The sequence below is a fragment of the Paenibacillus sp. FSL R10-2748 genome, from assembly GCF_038005565.1.
GTDB lineage: Bacteria > Bacillota > Bacilli > Paenibacillales > Paenibacillaceae > Paenibacillus > Paenibacillus polymyxa_B.
This window is the reverse complement of the sequence record NZ_JBBOTK010000004.1, coordinates 672,334-688,689: the sequence shown is the minus strand read 5'-3', so window position 1 is coordinate 688,689 and position 16,356 is coordinate 672,334. Positions and strand designations below refer to the sequence as shown.

The 16,356-nt window shown below is 45.6% G+C and carries 8 protein-coding genes; all 8 read right to left on the bottom strand.

The window, feature by feature from the left end; all coding sequences use genetic code 11:
* Positions 1 to 10,080, bottom strand: a 10,080-nt coding sequence (locus tag NSS66_RS16105; protein WP_340959354.1) for an amino acid adenylation domain-containing protein, incomplete at its 3' end; no start/stop codon positions are given.
* Positions 10,081 to 10,301: 221 nt separating this feature from the next.
* Complete coding sequence (locus NSS66_RS16100; RefSeq protein WP_340959353.1) at positions 10,302 to 11,051, bottom strand: polyketide synthase; 750 nt, start codon at positions 11,049 to 11,051, stop codon at positions 10,302 to 10,304.
* A gap of 45 nt (positions 11,052 to 11,096) precedes the next feature.
* Positions 11,097 to 11,858, bottom strand: a complete 762-nt coding sequence (locus tag NSS66_RS16095) for an enoyl-CoA hydratase/isomerase (protein ID WP_013310980.1) — start codon at positions 11,856 to 11,858, stop codon at positions 11,097 to 11,099.
* Positions 11,855 to 13,117: a hydroxymethylglutaryl-CoA synthase family protein gene (locus tag NSS66_RS16090; RefSeq protein WP_340959351.1), complete on the bottom strand. Its 1,263-nt coding sequence runs from the start codon at positions 13,115 to 13,117 to the stop codon at positions 11,855 to 11,857. The genes NSS66_RS16095 and NSS66_RS16090 overlap by 4 nt, the downstream gene beginning before the upstream one ends.
* Before the next feature lie 15 nt (positions 13,118 to 13,132).
* On the bottom strand, positions 13,133 to 14,371 hold the full coding sequence (locus tag NSS66_RS16085; protein ID WP_076158245.1) for a beta-ketoacyl synthase N-terminal-like domain-containing protein: 1,239 nt from the start codon (positions 14,369 to 14,371) through the stop codon (positions 13,133 to 13,135).
* Positions 14,368 to 14,607, bottom strand: a complete 240-nt coding sequence (locus NSS66_RS16080; protein WP_013310983.1) for an acyl carrier protein — start codon at positions 14,605 to 14,607, stop codon at positions 14,368 to 14,370. The genes NSS66_RS16085 and NSS66_RS16080 overlap by 4 nt, the downstream gene beginning before the upstream one ends.
* A 49-nt stretch (positions 14,608 to 14,656) precedes the next feature.
* Complete coding sequence (locus NSS66_RS16075; RefSeq protein ID WP_023989393.1) at positions 14,657 to 15,409, bottom strand: 4'-phosphopantetheinyl transferase family protein; 753 nt, start codon at positions 15,407 to 15,409, stop codon at positions 14,657 to 14,659.
* Positions 15,410 to 15,550: 141 nt separating this feature from the next.
* Positions 15,551 to 16,072, bottom strand: a complete 522-nt coding sequence (loaP, locus tag NSS66_RS16070) for an antiterminator LoaP (protein WP_023989394.1) — start codon at positions 16,070 to 16,072, stop codon at positions 15,551 to 15,553.
* Between the last annotated feature and the right edge of the window lie 284 nt (positions 16,073 to 16,356).

Below are 16,356 nucleotides of genomic sequence, written 5' to 3'. Positions count from 1 at the left end.
CTGGTTTTTCATCTGCAAGATGATTTTCCCAACCCCGGCGATGCCCGCTGCCGCCTCCAAGTGTCCGATGTTGGACTTCACAGAGCCTATGGCGCAGAATCCCGTATCCGGCGTATCCTTCCTGAATGCCTGGGTCAGACCCGTCACTTCTATCGGGTCTCCCAGCTCCGTGCCTGTCCCGTGAGCTTCAATATAGCTGACCGTCCGCGCATGTACCCCCGCTCGCTCCAGTGCCGCTCGGATGAGTTCCCCCTGGGCTGTCGGGTTCGGCACCGTATAGCCGTTGGTCTTGCCTCCATGGTTGATGCTTGTCCCCCGGATCACCGCATGGATGAGGTCCCCATCAGCGATCGCCTTGGACAGCGGCTTTAATAGGACGACCCCCGCGCCTTCTCCAGGGACAAATCCATTGCCTCCTTTGCCGAAGCTCTTGCACTGCCCATCTATCGACAGCATGTGGTTGGCGCAAAGTCCGACATAGCTGAGCGGATGGAGATACAGATTTACTCCGCCTGCAATAGCCATTTCGCATTCTCCGCGGTACAGATGCTCACAGGCTTCATGAATCGCAGTCAACGAGGACGAACACATCGTATCGATCGGCATGCTTGGCCCTTGCAAATTAAAGAGGTACGAAATCCTATTTGCTACCGAACTAAAGGATATTTGGGGAAATATTTGCGCTCCCTTCTTCCATAATTCCGGCCCATAGAGCTCGTAGCCCGTCTTAGTAATTCCGGCAAATACGCCTACCTGGCGGTTATGCCGCACCACAAGCTGCTCCCGAGTATAGCCCGCGTCCTCCAGTGCTTCCCAGCAGGCTTCAATGAACAGCCTTTCCTGCGGGTCCATACCGAGTGCTTCCCGTGGCGAAATATTGAAAAACAGCGGATCGAATTCTGCAAAACCTTCGATAAAGCTCCCCCACTTGCTGTAGCTTTTTGCATTCACCGCCGCTTCCTGTGGATCAGGATGGAAGAACCCTTCCATCGTCCAGCGCTCACGCGGGATTTCGGTGACACAGTCCTTCCCTGCTTTTAGATTTTCCCAATATTCGTTCATGTCTCTGGACCAGGGATACTTTCCAGCCATCCCAATGATCGCTATCGGTTCACGCATTTCCGCAGGAGCAGACCCGGCCAAGCTTCGGACAGGCTTCGCTTCCGCCTTTGCCTCAGCCGGCACGGCTTCTTCCTCGGCATACAGCGGTGCCGCAAGTATTTCCTCTACAGGCTGCATGTCACGGCTCATCCCGGTCCACTGCATACACTCCTGCGGGTATTCCGCCACAAAATATTCCGTCAAAGCACGCAAGGTTTGGTACTCATAAAACAGCGTCTGGGACAGTTCTCCAAAGAAGCCCGCCAGCTTGGCATTGAGCTGGGTAATCATGATCGAGTCGATTCCATAGGTTTCCAGCGGTTCATTGGTTTCAATGCTGCTGACGCTCAGCCGGGTCACCTCTCCAAACAGCACCTTGAGACAATGCAAGGTTTTGTCGTAGAGCAAGCCTGCATCCAGCATAGGTACGCTTGCCTGGTTAGGTACAGCTGCCTGGATGGCACGGACACCGGCCTGTGAGAAGGCTTTCGTCAGGTAGGTCTCGATCTTCTCGGGCTCCCCTTCCATGACCATCACCTGCTCCTTGCCGGAGGCCAAACTTTGGTACAACGCCCTCATTCCCGACCAGGTCTGCATGGCTGTAATGCCCATGTTTTGCGTCATGATCTGTTCCGAATCCGCATCGATCCGCATTCCGCCCTCTTTCCATAACGGCCAGCGGATAGATAACGTCTGTCCCTGCCGTTGCTTGGCCCCTACCAGTGCGTTCCGGTATTCGGCGTATGCATCCATAAAGGCATTAGCGGTCGCATAATCAGCCTGTCCCGGATTGCCCAGGCTACCCGATATGGAAGAAAAGAGCACAAAGAAGTCCAGGTTCTGGCCACTGCTTGCCTCATCCAGATGGACCAGTCCGCTCACCTTCGGTCCCAGCACTTCTATAAATTCTTCCCTTGTTTTCTTGATGATGAAGTTATCTTGAATCACCCCTGCACAGTGGATGATCCCATGGACACGCCCATATTCCTGCTCGATGCTGTTCAGTAAATCGATAACCGTCTTCCTATCGGTGATATCGCCTTGCCTGTACACCACGCTGGCCCCTGAAGCCTCCAGCTCCTGCAGCCTCGTCTGCTTGTCTTGGTCCAGCGACGACCGCCCCGTCAAAATGAAGGTCGCTGCTCGCGTCTGCCGGGAAATCTCTTCTGCAATCAGTAGCCCCAGACTGCCGGAGCCGCCAGTGATCAGATAGACCCCACCATCTCTCCATAGAAGCTCCTCTTTTTGCCCAGATGTTTCGAGCCTGCTCCAAAAAGCGGTTTTCCGTTGACCTTCCTCATAGCGAATCCAGCCATCCATCGGGCTTCGACTGTTGTCCTCCAGCTTCGCCAGGATACCTTCCGCCTGTTCTCCCTGATCCACTTCGATCAGCTGCCCGATGAATTTCGGGTTTTCCAGACGGGCTGTCTTCAACAGTCCCGAAAGTCCCGAAAAGAGCCGTCCTTCCCCGGCGTTCCGCACCACAATTTGGACCAATACTCTTCCCTTCGGCTTGTCTTTGAGCATACTTTGGATGCTCTCAAAGGCCTGAACAGCATAGGCCTGGAACCGCTCATCGACCCGACCTTTTCCGGATTGAAAGGCAAGCACCTGCGCAGCTCCATTCAAGCTCGCTTCGAGTCGCTCGTGCAAAGCTTCTTCCGGCTCACAAAGCAAGACCATTCGCCAATCATAGTCAGGGGCTTCGGCTTCCAGTGGTACGTCCTGCTCCTTCCAGGCAGGCTCAAATAGCAGTGTACGGCTAATCGCAGGCGCATCCACTGTTTCGGTTCTTACTGCTCCGGCCTCAACCTCAGGAGCCCAACAGCGCTCCTGAGCAAAAGGATACGTAGGTAGACTTATTCTTTTCGGTATGACATTGGAATATAGCAATCGCCAATCTAAATAGAAGCCTTTGGTCCACAACTCTGCCAGCTTGTTCATTTCACGATTTGCAATCCATTTGCTCATTAATTCCTTGAAAACTTCTTCCTGTTCAAATAATTGCACTGAATCTTTTGACTGATTGTTTTCTCCCCTCCAGCAATTCTCGATAGATTCTTGTTCATTCGTGAACGATTGGAGCTTTGGTACCAGCTCGCTCGTATTCTTTACGATAAAAGCTACCCGGTTTTTCATTGCCATTCGTCCTGTCTGAAGCGTAAAGGATACATCCGACAAATTAATGTCTTCAGAAGCTATCAAAAAATCTGAAAGCTCTTGTGCATACACTTTAAGACGATGATGATTCCTTGCAGATAATGGAATCAGATATACAGCTTCTTTGTTCACAGAACTATCTTTAAATCGTTCTGATTCAGCATTGACTACAAATTGTTCGAAAATCGCATGAGCGTTAGTTCCGCCTATTCCAAAGGAGCTTAACGCCGCCCGATGAGGAGCCGACGCCTTCTCCCATTTTTGGAGACTATCAACAACATAAAAGGGTGAATCAGGAAAATTGATATCAGAATTCGGTTTTTCGTAATTAAGTGAAGGAGGAATCTCATTATGGTATAAGCTTAAAGCAACTTTAATGCACCCCGCCAAACCTGCTGCAGTATCCAGATGCCCGATATTGGTTTTGACCGATCCAATACCGCAAAATTGTTTTTTGGTTGTATACTGCCTGTACGTTTCATTTAAGGCGGCAAATTCAACAGGATCGCCCAATTTGGTTCCAGTTCCATGCGTCTCGATATAACTGATGGATTCGGGATGAATTCGGGTTGATTCTATCGTCTTCTGAATAACCTCAGCCTGACCTTTGACACTTGGGGCATAAAACCCTAATTTGTCGGTTCCATCGTTGTTCACACCTACTCCCCGTAAAAGCGCATAAATATGGTCACCGTCTCTAATGGCATCTGGGGCTTTCTTCAGTAGAACAACCCCAACCCCTTCTCCGCCAATCATTCCATCTGCCGACTCGTCAAAGGCTTTAATATGTCCGTCACTGGAAAAATTCAAGCCGGGTTGATGCACATAGCCTAAACTGGTGAAAGGAAAGATCGTGGATGCTCCGACTAAAGCGTATTTGGCTTCACCGGATAACAGGCTTTGCGAAGCCAGACGCAATCCGACTAATGAGGAAGAGCAGTTCGAGTGCACAAACAGACTCGGACCTTTAAATCCCAATTTATGAGAGATCATGGTAGGAATTGTCCCACCCTGTGCTAAAATCCAGGTTACATATTCATCCGCGTTCTTCAGGACATTAGGTGATTGCGACGCCAAATTTGGAATAAATGCTTGATAGAAACTGCTGCTTGCCGACATATACACACTGGTTTCAGGAATTTCTTTGCTAATATAGCCAGCATCCTCAACGGCTTTCCATGAATGCTGCAACAGCAATTTCATTTGAGGATCCATAAACTCTGCATTTTTCTGTGATAAGCTGAAAAACTCAGGGTCGAAATACTCTTTTCCTTCAATCGTGCATCGTCCGGGAACATAGCCTCGATTCCCGACGATTTCTTTTTCCAGCCCTAATCCAACCAATTCTTCCTCGGAAAAGAAGCGGACACTCTCCACCCCTGCCCTCAAATTGCTCCAAAACTCGGCATGGTTTTTGGCCCCTGGAAAATGACATGAAATCCCTATAATTGCGAGACTATCCTCAAAGTAATCTGGGTAGGGTGGCTTGAGGTCATCTTCGCCTGAAACCATTTTCGGTAAGGCTGTATTTTCAGCTGTATCTGTTTGTTCCGGTGTATGTGATTGTTCCGTTTGAGAATCAACATTCTCGCTTCTTGTTTCTGTAATGTAGGCACTGAGTTCCTTAACTGTCGGATACTTGAACAATGCTGTCACCGAAATATCGCATTCCAACAATTCCTTGACCCTTCCGATCATCTCTGCTGCTGAAAAAGAATTCCCGCCTACGTCAAAGAAAGCATCATCTGTACTTAGATCATCAACATTCAGAAGTTTTTTCCACACCGCTAGAACCTGATGTTCAACATCTGATTGTGGTAAATGGATCTTTCTTGTTGTTGCTAACTCGATCCTGCGATTCATTAATTCTTTTCGATCTATTTTCCCATTAGGGGTCAAAGGCAGCTTATCTAGCTCTATAAAAAATGCTGGTATCATATAAAAAGGCAAGAAAGTTTTTAAATAGTTTCGCACTTCCTTCGGATCAAGAGGAGGCTTACCGGACTCGGAATTGTTCAGCAAACAGTAGGCAATAAGCTGCTTATTTCCCTCCTGTTCCTTGGCAATCACGACACAATCATCGATTCCTGGATATGTTCTGACCTGACCTTCAACTTCACTCAGCTCGATCCGAAACCCGCGAATTTTCACTTGATAATCCATCCGTCCCACATACTCAATAGAGCCGTCCGAAAGCCACCTGCATAAATCTCCAGTTCTGTAGAGCTTGGTTTCCGGATTGAATGGGTTGTCTATGAACTTTTCAGCCGTAAGCTCTGGCTGGTTCCAATAGCCTCTGGCCAATCCGCTGCCCGAAATAAAAAGCTCTCCCGGAAGACCGACAGGCACAGGTCTAAGATGTTTGTCCAAAATGTAAATCTGGGTGTTTGCGATAGGCTTACCGATCGAAATAGGCTTATCTGCGTCGATCTTTTGAATTGTAGACCAAATTGTGGTTTCAGTCGGACCGAACATATTCCATGCGTCACAGCTGTTATGAACAAAATAAGATTTCAACGTTTCCGAAAGGGCTTCCCCTCCGCAGAGAACTTTCATGTTCTCTTCGTTCTTCCAGCCGGCTTGAAAGAGCAGAGTCCAAGTCACAGGAGTAGCTTGCATGATTGTCGGTTTTATTCTTTGAATTTCCCGCTTAAGTCTTTCGGCATCCTTTATGTTTTTGGAGCTGCAAATATAGCATTGAGCCCCCTTAATCAAAGGCAGATATAATTCCAGTCCCGCTATATCAAAGCAATACGTTGTCACCGCAAGTAGTTTGTCCTGCTCTGTTAAACCGGGCTGCTCTCCCATGGAAATAAGAAAGTTGGTCAACGCTTTATGTGAAATCATGACCCCCTTGGGTTTCCCTGTACTTCCAGAGGTATATATCACATATGCCAAATGGTGAGGTTGCACTTCCCGTTTGATTGTCTTTCTACCCTTCACATCACTTTTCAGATGATCCCAGTCTTTATCAAGGACAATACAGCTAACGTTGTTCCCTTCCAAGCGTGATACTTTCTCCAACAACCCCGATTGCGTAATAACCAGTGAAACATTGGAATCCTGAAGCATATACTCCAATCGGTCCTCCGGATATTCCGGATCGAGCGGTACGTAGGCTCCACCGGCCATCAGGATTCCTAACAGCCCAATCACCATATCTAAAGAACGTTCCATGCAAATCCCCACAAGAGTATCAGGAGTTACCCCATGTTTCTGCAAATATAAGGCCAGTAAAGTGCTCTTTTCTTTTAGTTCCCCATAGGTAAGCGATTCCTTTTCATATACAACTGCAATAGCTTCAGGTGTTTTTCTTGCCTGTTTTGCGAATAATTCAGGGAAGCACTTATCAGGATAACTTGTTCCGGTAGCATTCCAGTCATTAAGGATGATGTCCTTTTCCTCTGGTAAGAGTAAGGAATGCTCCTCCAAGGGCCAAGCGGGATTCTCCATAAGTGCTTCCGCTAATTCTATATAACGCTCTGCCATCTGTATGATGGTTGAATGATCGAACAAATTGGAGCGATATTTAATATTTAATATCATTTCCTCTTCCTGCTCTTGCAGTTCCAATACCAACTCGTATTCGCCTTCCTGGTGAATTTCTTCAACCAATTCGACGAAAAAGATATCTTTATATGGCTTGCAAAGCTGCTGAAAGCTTGAAGTTGGAAGGAAGTTTTGATAAGAAAAGGCTGCTTGGAAAACAGGTGAGCTCGTCTGCTTCCGCGGCACATTCAATTCTCGGACCAGAGCCGGAAAAGGATACGAGGCATGATCCATTCCATCGACTACTGTCAGCTGCAATTTTTTCATGAAATCCAGGAATGTCTCTGTTTCCGATATCTGACTCCGGATTGGAAGCATATTGACAAAATAGCCGATTAAATTATCAAAACGCTGCTCCGGGCGCACCATAACTGGCATTCCAACAATGATATCTTCCTGTCCCGAATACTGGTTAAGCAATACCGTATACATACCTAACAAGACTGTAGACAAGCTCGTATATTGCGCTTGGGCAAAAGACTTTACCCGTTTGACCCATTTAAGCGGAAGCGGCTTGGAATATGTTTGTGCTTCCATGCTTTGAGCCGGAAAAACAGAGCGGTCATATGGCAGCTCCAGGGTCGGTAAAGCACCTGACAGCTGTTGTGTCCAGTAGGAACGATACTTCTCCCCTTCTGCACTCGCTAACATCGTTTGCTCCCATTTAACAAAATCGCCGTAGCTCGCTGCGGGTGGAAACACTGTCGATGTCTTTCCCTGTACCACGTTTTTATAGGCATCTAAAAAGCTTTGTGTAAACATGCCGAAAGAACTTCCATCAAAAATAATATGGTGGATGACAACCAGTATGAAATGTTCCTGTTCAGATCTGGACATAACATAAATACGCATCAAAGGATCCTGTTCCAGCACGAATGGTTGCTTCGCTTTATCCCTAATAAATGGAATAATCTCATCTGCTTCCAAGGCTGAAATATCCTCCACTTGCACATGAAGCGGCTGCGTGGGCTGCAGCTTTTGATAAGGTATCCCATTTTCCTCTTCAATCACACTTTTTAAAATAGGATACTGTTCTAAAACGATGTGAAAAGCCCGTTTAATGCTCTCAATCTCAATCTTCGTATTAAACCGGAGGCATATTGGTATATTGTAAGCATTCATCTCAGGGGACATTTTATGTAATAGCCACAACCCTTTCTGAACTTCAGAAAGCGGATTCCTTCGGAAACTGAGCGAATTTTTCTCAGTATTGACCTGTACAGTGGATTTATCTTCTTCCACCTTTTGGGCTAAATATGCCGATAATAGTTGAATCGTCGGGTTCTCTAAAATTTCTCTTGCTTTGACCTTGATCGGATAGGACTTCTCAAGGCCGCGTATAAGCTTCATGACAAGAATAGAATCGATGCCATAACCATGAAGATTTGTATTCAAATTCATTTCCTCGTGCTTGAGATTCAGTTCCCAACACAAAAATTGCACTATATACTCCTGAATCTTCGATTGAACCAATGAAACGGCATTTATGGTACTGTCATGGTTTTCTGCGGCGGTTTCTTCCATATTCGAATGTGATAGTGAGAACGCACTCCGATATTGATAAAGTGCTTGAAGCTCTTGTTTGATATAAGCATTGCGGCAGATCTTTCTTTGGATTTTCCCACTTCCCGTTTTGGGTATACTTCCCTTAAGCAGCAAATAGATATCGTAAATTTCAAGTTGATGCGTATTGGATACGGCATTCAGTATGTTTTCGACCAGACGTTTATATTCCTGCTCATGAAGGGGCGCTTCAATTTCCTGTACGACGATTACTTTTTCCTGACCATTGATTTCAGAGGAAAATACAGCGATGGGCAAGGTCAACTCTGGCATATTCTTTTGGATGGTCCATTCAATATCGACGGGATGATGGTTTTTGCCGCGAATAATGATGACTTCCTTCTCTCTACCGATGACATAGATATGATTATCCGCAATAAAGCCAAGGTCCCCGGAACGAAAAAAGCCGCCTTCTTTTGTATCTGAAAGGGCTACCTCAAAAGTGCTATTCGTTTCTTCCTTCCTGTTTAAATATCCCTCTGCCATCCGTGCGGATTTAATCCAAATCTCGCCGACTTCCTCCGGTAAGCATTGTGTATGCCTTTCAGGATGAACAATTCGTATTTGCGTCGGATCCTCAATCTCCCCACAGCTCACTATGGACTTCGATTTATTCTTTTCATCCGTGTATTGGACTCTTCGTTGCTCCAAGCTAGGGATATCCAAGTTAAGGAATCTCATCGACTGACCTGGTTTTATACTGGCGACAGGGCACAGCTCCGATAAGCCAAGGAGGGGACAAAATATATCCTCTTGTAGCCCTAATTCCCGGAATTTATGGATGAAGTTCTCGTAAGTTTCCTTCCGGATGGGCTCACCTGCACATATAATCGCTTGGAGATGGCGAAGTGAATATTGCTTAATTGAAGCTATGTCCAGTGTGGAGCAGCAATAATCGAACGCAAAATTTGGCGCTGCCGTATGGGTAGCCTGATACTTGTCAATCATATGAATCCAATTTTCCGGATTTTTAGCGAAGCTTTCTGGCGGGAGAATAATGCTCGACGCCCCGTTTAAAAGTGGGACTAAAATATTGTTATGCAGTCCAAAAGCATGAAATTGCGGCGTCCAGGAAACGACACGACTATTCCGGTCAATTCTCCATTGCTCGGCCTTGGCCTGATTCATCACACAGCTGTGACTGAGGATTACGCCTTTTGGCAAGGATGTCGAGCCCGATGTATACATCAAAAGAGCAGTATCCTGCGGCGCTGGCATTCTCATCTCTATCTCAACGTCAACGGTGTCTTCTTGAAAGATTTCATCAATATTCAGGATACGGATTGAATTAAACTCCCTCCGTGTTTGGAGAAATGCTTTGAAGTCCGTATTGGTTATGATACATACGGCTTGGGAATCCCTATAGATAGGCATCATCTTCTCAAAGATTTTTTCATCCAGCTCCGAATCTGTAATAGGTGTAGGTATGGCCACGATATTTGCATAAAAACATGCCAGCATGCTGCTGATATATTCCAGACCCTGAGGAAATACAAGAAGTGCCCGTTCCTGCTCAACCAGTTCTTTCAATAGGATATTGCCCAAAGCCTGTATTTGATGTAGAAGCGTATTTCCGGAAAGAATTTGAGGACTCTGGCCTTCTTTCTCAAACGTAAATAACTCTTTTTCAGGAAATTTCCGGCAAGTTTCAATAAAAGAAGCGATCGGAATATCAAGGTTCCATGTTTGGTCATGTTTTCGCATCATTCTCCACCAACTCCTCAAAACACAAAGTTTATATAACATGAACTAAAGGCTTATCACCCTGTCCATTTTGAGCTATTATTCACGTTTGAAGCATTGCCAGGAGTTGCCTGCTAAAATATATCAAAGAAAAAACGAGTGATGAGGAAGGCTATATGCCTCTTTCACACTCGTTGCTGGTTCGCATGAACAACCGCAAAGGCGTTCAACGAATCTCTATTTGGTTATTTTCCAAACAAGTTGATAATTCGTTCTTTAACCTCCGCTTGATGAAAGGTCTTCTCATGCATGATAAGCTCTTGTTCTACGATTTTGGGAAGCTGTTCCCGGAGTGGAGCAACCAAATGATCCTTTAGCGTGATTAAAGAAAATCTGGGTTTCTCGGCTAGCTGCCGGGCAAGATCCATTACATAGCCCATCACTTCTTTGCGGGGCAGGGCCGGAAATGGAACTCCCCGTTTTTCCAGTTCAACACCTCGATAATTGCCCCCATTTAACAATAACTCTTCTCCCAAGCTGAACCCTAGTTTTTTAGGAATAATATACGTGGCACCCATTCCCGGTGTGAATCCGTATCTCATAAAATTAGTCGTGTACACACTTTCCCTGCTTAGGACTACAAAGTCAGAAAATAGCCCCATTACAAAGCCTCCGCCCACCGCATGTCCCTGCATAGCAGCTATCACTGGAACTTTACAGCCCAATGCAAGTGAGTAAATATTTTCATCGGTAAACTTCGAGATTCCTTCATGTAAAGCCAACAGTCCCTCTTGCGTCCCACCCGTGGCAAAGTAATTATCGTATCCTGTTAGAATTACGACTTTGCAGGTTGAATCTTCTTGGATCGTCTTGAACGCTTGTCTTAGTCCATGGGTCATTTCAAGCGTAAATGTATTTTTATGAACTCTATCTTGCATTTTCACTTGAATAATACCTCGCTCGATTTCAAGTAATTCAACCACGGATTGTGACATTATGATCTTCTTCCCTCCTACATCCCCATCTTGTGGCGTAGACCATCAGTCCATCCACGGAAATTGCCCCGTTTCGACGTATCGGAAAATCCCCTTAAGATTTTGAGCGTCTGAAAACACCTCTTGATTGGACGCCAACGCTAGTGGTTTACACTGACGCAAATCGTTGAGTTCATCCATAAAGCGCTTGTAGCGTAAGATCCCCTTCTTGGTCAATCGTCTGAGGCGTAATAAATGCTTGCGTAGCACCATCTCGCTCTGAACATCGTACGCATCAACCAATCCCCATACATGGGCCTGTTGAACCGAAACGGGCTGCGTCATTAGTGTTAAATAATGCGCTTTTTGGAATCCAATCCTGCGGACTAAAAATGGTAGAACGCAAGCAGGGAAAAGTCCGAATAGCAATTCTGACAAGCTGAACTGTGCCGTCTCGTCGGCTATCACAATATCGCTGGCAGCAATAAATCCGACGCCACCAGCGTTTGCTTTTCCTCGCACATGAGAAATCGTGATATAGGGCCCAGTTGCTAATTTTAACCACAGATCATACATAGGCTCTGGACTCATTGCATGTTCTTGTCCACTTTCCACTTTTTCACGCATTCCCTCAAAATCCGCCCCAAAACAGAACACCTCCGGCAAACCTTCCAAAACTACGATCGTAACTGACTCCTCACACAGCGCAAGTACATGCAAGCACTCCTCGATGAGGGTATTATTAATCGTATTATTTGCCTCCGGTCGGTAAAAGCGAATATAACAAATCGATTCTTGAAACCGAACCTGAATCGTTTGATAACTCATGATTCCCACCTGTATTTACGGTGGAATTCATAGATTTCTTCCAAATACAACCGCTGTCTCCCTTTCCCGGAAGCTATCACCCCCGGAATCAATTGAAAATCCAGCTTGGCGTTGCGGGTTCCAAACCGTACAGCGCCACTGCCTTTTAGCAGGGATTCATATTCATCCATAGTTACCTGATAGCGATCATTCAAATTACGCTCAATTTCAAAACGCCGCAGATGTTCCTGGCTTTGCGGCATAACAACCCCGCTATAAAATTCAGAGCAGCAGCCTGACCCGTAGGAAAAACAGCCGATTCGCTTTGGAGCATCGAATGTACCCTGATCAATCGTACCTGCCAAGGAGAGGTACAAAGTCGCCCCCATAATATTACCGACTCGTTGGCAATACGCCAATCCGGGCTTAACACGTTGTAAATAATCTGCCTCAATCTCATTTGGTTTGGATTGAGTCAACCTTCGCATCATCGTGCGATGCGCTCCTTTTACCATTCCGCCAAAAGGAGTATGAAAGGCAAGATACTGAAAGGTATCTTTATAATCCACTCCTTGCACCCGTTTTTGGTATTCCAAAAACGCTTGCTCGCAACAGTCCAGATAGGACATTAAAGACAAATCTGCATCCCCAGCCTCGCTATCTGGAATCGGCCGGCAAGTATCCATCACCTCATAGCCGTAATATCCATTAGCGCCTGCATCGATTTGAAAAACATGAGGATTTTCACTAATGAGCATTGCCACGGCCCCTGCGCCTCCACTTGGCTCAGCATAAGACCAATCCTCACTCAAGACATCCCCGCCTTCAGCAGCAATAAATCGTGAAATATCACTGGCAATTACAAGCGCTTTTGCTCCTGGCGAGACCTGAGAAAGAATAAAATTCACCGCCATTTGGAGTCCAGCAGTACCGGAATAGCAGGCTTGCTTGAGCTCGAATAATCTGCAATTCCGATTCAACCCCAAATAGTGGTGAATATATGTACTGATTGATTTCCCAAAATCAATACCTGATTCCGTACAGGTGATAAGCATTTCGATTCGGTTTTTTTCCGCTTCTGAAAGAGCGTCCACCAGCGGTTTTGCCGCATTTACTCCAAAGGTAACTGGATCTTCGTAAGGTAGGGCAACCGCCTTTTCTTTCATTAATAAATTTTCGAACCTTGCAGGATCCAATTGCCTGTGTTGGGCTAATTGCATAACATCCAGATAGGCAGAGCCACCAAAAACGTTCATTGCCTCAATTCCCACGACAACCATAATCGTCCCCCTCTCTCAAATACGCGACTCACATTTTTGCATACAAATGGCAGTATTGATTCCACCAAACCCCATGCTTAGATTCATAGTATTGTGAATAATTGCTGGTACGGACTCATTCCTCACCCAATTGCAGTCCAATTGGATAGGCTCCTCCAAATTAAGGGTAGGGTGAAGTCTCGACTCTTTCATTTGTAAAAGAGTAGCAATAATTTCAACAGTTCCTGCCGCGCTCAAGCCGTGACCGATAATGGATTTAGTTGCATTGATATAGGCATGTGACAATTTACAATCCTGTAATGCCTTTATTTCTATCTCGTCTCCAACGACCGAGCCTGTCCCATGGGGATTAATATAATCAATCTCTTCCGGTAGCAGCTTTGCTTTCTCCAAAGCTCTTCTAATCACTCGGGCTTCGCCTTCGTAGGAGGGATTGGGATTCCGGTTTCGATCCATTCCCATATCCCATCCTGCCAGTTTGGCATAAGGTTTCTCCCGAAGCCTCACGGCAGAATCGGCCCGTTCTATGACTACAACCCCGCAAGATTCCCCATAGATGAACCCGTCCCGCGATTGATCAAATGGTCGACACGCCATTGCAGGCTCATCGGCATATCGCTCGCTTCCCATCGCTCCCAAGGATCGCAATGCCTGGCATTCCATATACGAAATATCCATCAATGCCCCCATTGCAATGCAAACATCAACACGATCTGCTTGAATGGCCTCAATTGCTTGAATGATTGCGACTTGTCCACTCGCGGATGCACCACCGACGGTATAAGCTAACCCCTGAATACCGAACTGTTCGGTACATAGTCCGCACAAATCAGTATCCATAAAGGAAACCCCATAGGTCGGCGGTACAAAGCACATTTTTTCCCGGTAGGCCTCATAGGTCTGAAATAGCTCCCGTTGCTGAAAATTGGAGCCTCCAATCACCAGTCCAATACGGCTAGGATCAACGTTATCCAATTGGGCATCTTCCCAGGCTTCTTGAAGGGTTACCATGGCCACCTGCCCCGAAAATGATGCTGTACGTAACATTCGTTTGGATAATGCCTTCGGATAAGACAAGGGTGGCAGCTCCGCACCTATAAATGAAGCTTCACCTCTTCTGCCCGGGCGTTGCATGACGCCAAATGCATGCTGCCCTTTGAACAACGCCGAGGCAAAAGCAGCCTTCCCCTGCCCAATCGCCGAAGTCACGCCAATCCCCGTAACGACTAACTCAGACTCTTCATAATTTTTCATAATTTCGCATAAAGTGCATCTGTCAATTCCCCTATATTTTTCACGCCGGACAATTCGACGCGCGGAATATTAAGAGATAATGTTTCCATCGTCTTGTTTACAATTTCAGCCCGATCTACTGAATCTGCACCCAAATCCACCAATCGATCGCCATACTCGAACGTGTGATCTTGTAATTCGGGAAGCACTTCACGAATACAACGTTTAACGATATCGAATACTTCTTCCTTATGCATAGGTATCCTCCTAAAAAATAAATGATTTAAAACTCAACAAACCTAGTGTTCAGTAAACATGATCTACAAACGGATTTCGATGAAAACTTGCATTGAATTTTTCATAAAGCCGAGAAGTATTCATACTCCATTCCGTCTTCCTCGGTGCTACAATCGTGCAGATATAGTCACCTAACTGGTAAGACTGGGCAGCATATTGTGGAAAATGTGAAAATGTACTTTGGAAGTATCCATCCACAAACCTGGTCTCATTCATTTCAAGTACATGCAGCGATGTTGTAAAACCTGTACGTAATATTTTCGACAGGGCCTCCTTCACTGTCCAAAAAACCGTCAATAAAGCTGAGTACTCCCCTACTCCCCGCACGACAGAGATTCTTTCCTTTTCTTCCACCGTCAGTTGGCTTTCAATTGTCTTATTTCGCTTAGAATCAATCCTCTCAATATCAATGCCCATGGGATGTGCTTCGGGAAAAACAACAGCCGCTCCGATATAGTCGCAGTGGGCAATGCTCACCTGATAGCTGTGGACACCATTGATTCGAAGCATGGGCTGGCCGAAGACACCTGACTCCACACTTACGTTGCGCAGGTCTGGCTCGCTTAACAGCACCGAAACTGCTTGTTTGGCACTTAGCCTGCCAAGCACAAAGTTGGATTTCCGCCGATGGAATACCAAACTCTCGAAGTAACTACACTCATCCGAATGAAAGACTTCTCGATCAAGGGGAGCGTCTGCGTTATAATCTGCATGGACAAAACTGACGGCCGCCTTCATCACGGCATCTTCCCGCTTCAACATTAGTTGTTCTGCATACGAGGCTACGCATATCCCCCCTAGTAAACTACTAACTTAGCAGTCCAAATCAAAAAAGGCCTTCAAATCCCTTAAGGGTTCTGAAAGCTTCCTCATGGAGTATGAACTCGTCACGAGTTCTCCACTTTAAACCTTACTTATAATTTCCAAAGCTACTCTCACTAACCTGATATCACCCATAAATTCTAACTGAATGACCGCTTGTCGTTTATGTCTATCTATTTTCTTAACTATACTCCCCCTTCCTTTAAGTGGGCCATCTAGGATACATATATTGTCTCCTTCAATAATTCCAGTTGATGATTCTATACAATAGCTATCATTGCATAGACTTTCTAACATTTGTTTCTCCGAATCTCTCATTGAAGCTTCAAACTTCGAGTATCTCAATAAACGAATGATATCACTAGAAGTGCAAATCATTGAATTTGTACTGGTTACGAACTGCAAGTCAGGTAAATTCGACTCAATAAATACATAGCTTGGGAACAAAGGAGCCCATTCTTTCTTTACTATTCCTGCTACTTTAAAGAGTCTTTCTTGGAGTGGTATAAAGGGTTTGTAGACTTCAGAATCCAACCACTCATTAATAAGCTGCTTGACCTGTTCTTCCCTACCCGTTCGCACAAAAAACACGTACCAGCTCACTTAACTCATCTCCTATAAAAACGTACTGCCAAATCATCTCCTATAATGTCTACTACTACCCATATACATAGCTTCGCCCTTTCACTTATCCTACTTGATAAGCTACAATCTCTCACGATATATCCCTCTTTGATGGTTAACGTGACCCGCCAGCGATTAACCACAGAAAAGTTCCTTTATTTTTCATATAATCATATAATTGGAATAATGTTTTTCCATTATAATCCTCTACTCAAACCCTGTCAATTCACAGTTGATTGGAAACGGCCAAGTTCATGATTGGA

Coding starts and splice junctions, on each gene's coding strand:
- NSS66_RS16085 (WP_076158245.1), bottom strand. CDS start 14,371: ATGAAAAATTATGAAGAGTCTGAGTTAGTCGTTACGGGGATTGGCGTG.
- NSS66_RS16075 (WP_023989393.1), bottom strand. CDS start 15,409: ATGTTGAAGCGGGAAGATGCCGTGATGAAGGCGGCCGTCAGTTTTGTC.
- NSS66_RS16095 (WP_013310980.1), bottom strand. CDS start 11,858: ATGAGTTATCAAACGATTCAGGTTCGGTTTCAAGAATCGATTTGTTAT.
- NSS66_RS16080 (WP_013310983.1), bottom strand. CDS start 14,607: ATGCATAAGGAAGAAGTATTCGATATCGTTAAACGTTGTATTCGTGAA.
- NSS66_RS16090 (WP_340959351.1), bottom strand. CDS start 13,117: ATGGTTGTCGTGGGAATTGAGGCAATGAACGTTTTTGGTGGCTCTGCC.
- NSS66_RS16100 (WP_340959353.1), bottom strand. CDS start 11,051: ATGTCACAATCCGTGGTTGAATTACTTGAAATCGAGCGAGGTATTATT.